The organism is Neisseria sp. 20925_1_37, from assembly GCF_041433255.1.
Taxonomy (GTDB): domain Bacteria; phylum Pseudomonadota; class Gammaproteobacteria; order Burkholderiales; family Neisseriaceae; genus Neisseria; species Neisseria flavescens_D.
This window is the reverse complement of the sequence record NZ_JAPWBC010000030.1, coordinates 1-1,182: the sequence shown is the minus strand read 5'-3', so window position 1 is coordinate 1,182 and position 1,182 is coordinate 1. Positions and strand designations below refer to the sequence as shown.

Annotated in this window: 1 protein-coding gene; it reads right to left on the bottom strand. The window is 43.5% G+C overall.

Going from position 1 to position 1,182, the window contains the following annotated elements; genetic code table 11:
• Positions 1-598: 598 nt before the first annotated feature.
• Positions 599-1,182 (bottom strand): FAD:protein FMN transferase (locus O3661_RS10580; RefSeq protein ID WP_371493388.1); only part of this gene is annotated, 584 nt, incomplete at its 5' end.

The window sequence follows — 1,182 nt, the reverse complement described above, 5'->3', positions numbered from 1 at the left end:
ACTTCAATAGTGGGAAACGGTCGATGTGTTTGGCAATCATGGCTTGTGCGGTTTGCTGGAAGAAGGTGCTCATGGAAAATCCCCTAAATGTCTTGGTGGGAATTTAGGGGATTTTGGGGAATTTTGCAAAGGTCTCAATATGTTGTAAAAAAGTTCAATAAGAAATCATGTTTTTATTCAATATAATCAATCACTAAATGAATTATTCTACTTTTTTATAATATTCACTAGTAATGTTCCGCTTATCCTGATATTATACCGTTCATCTAAAGACATCCGGTTATCTGCATTACAGACCGTTCATCTGAATTGCTTCAAACCACTTTGTCGGATTTTCCCATATTATGTTGTGTTTCTCCGTATCGAAGGGGTTTGAGCGGTCGAAATACCGTTTTGCTTAGATATTAAAGCTTCGTGCTTTGAAATGAGTGAATTTTTGTTTTAAGTGTCGTAATCTCTTGCTAATTACTCCCAGCTGCAAGAGTTTCAGGGTTGCCCCCTTGGGCAGCCCTTCTTTTTTATCCTCCATTATTTTAGTAATCAAGCCTTCCCTGCCCTATACACATAGTCAAAATCACAGGCAAGGCCGCCCTTCTCCTCAACTTCCAATCTTCTTCAATTCATTATTCGGCATCACCAGCCAAACCTGTGCCTTTTTAACTTGGGCCGCTGCTCGGATGGCCGCTTCATCCATAATAGAAAATGCGGTAGAAAAAGCATCGGCAACTGCCGCACTTTCCGCCATGACGCTCATGCTTTTATAGCGCGGCTGGCTTCCGCCTGTACGCGGATCAAAAAGATGGGTAAATTTACCAGCTTCGTCCATTACCGTGCCATAGCCGCCCGATGTGGCAAAGGCTTGGTTTTTCATGGCAATGGTGGTCAGGATTTGGTCTTCTTGGTCGGGATTGCGAATGCTGACATTCCACTCGCGCTGGTTGGCATTATCAAAGCCGTAAATCTCCCCCATATCAATCAATGCCTGGGTAACGCCTTGCTGCTTCAACAATTCAGCTACTTTGTCGGTGATATAGCCCTGCGCAATGCCGTTGAGCGACAAACCCATGCCTTTTTGGGCAAAACGGATTTCTTTGGTATCAAAATCGACTTTGTTGAAATCCACTAATTTGAGCGTGTCTTTGATACTGCGTTCAGATGGCGGCGTTTCGGTTTTAGGGTTTC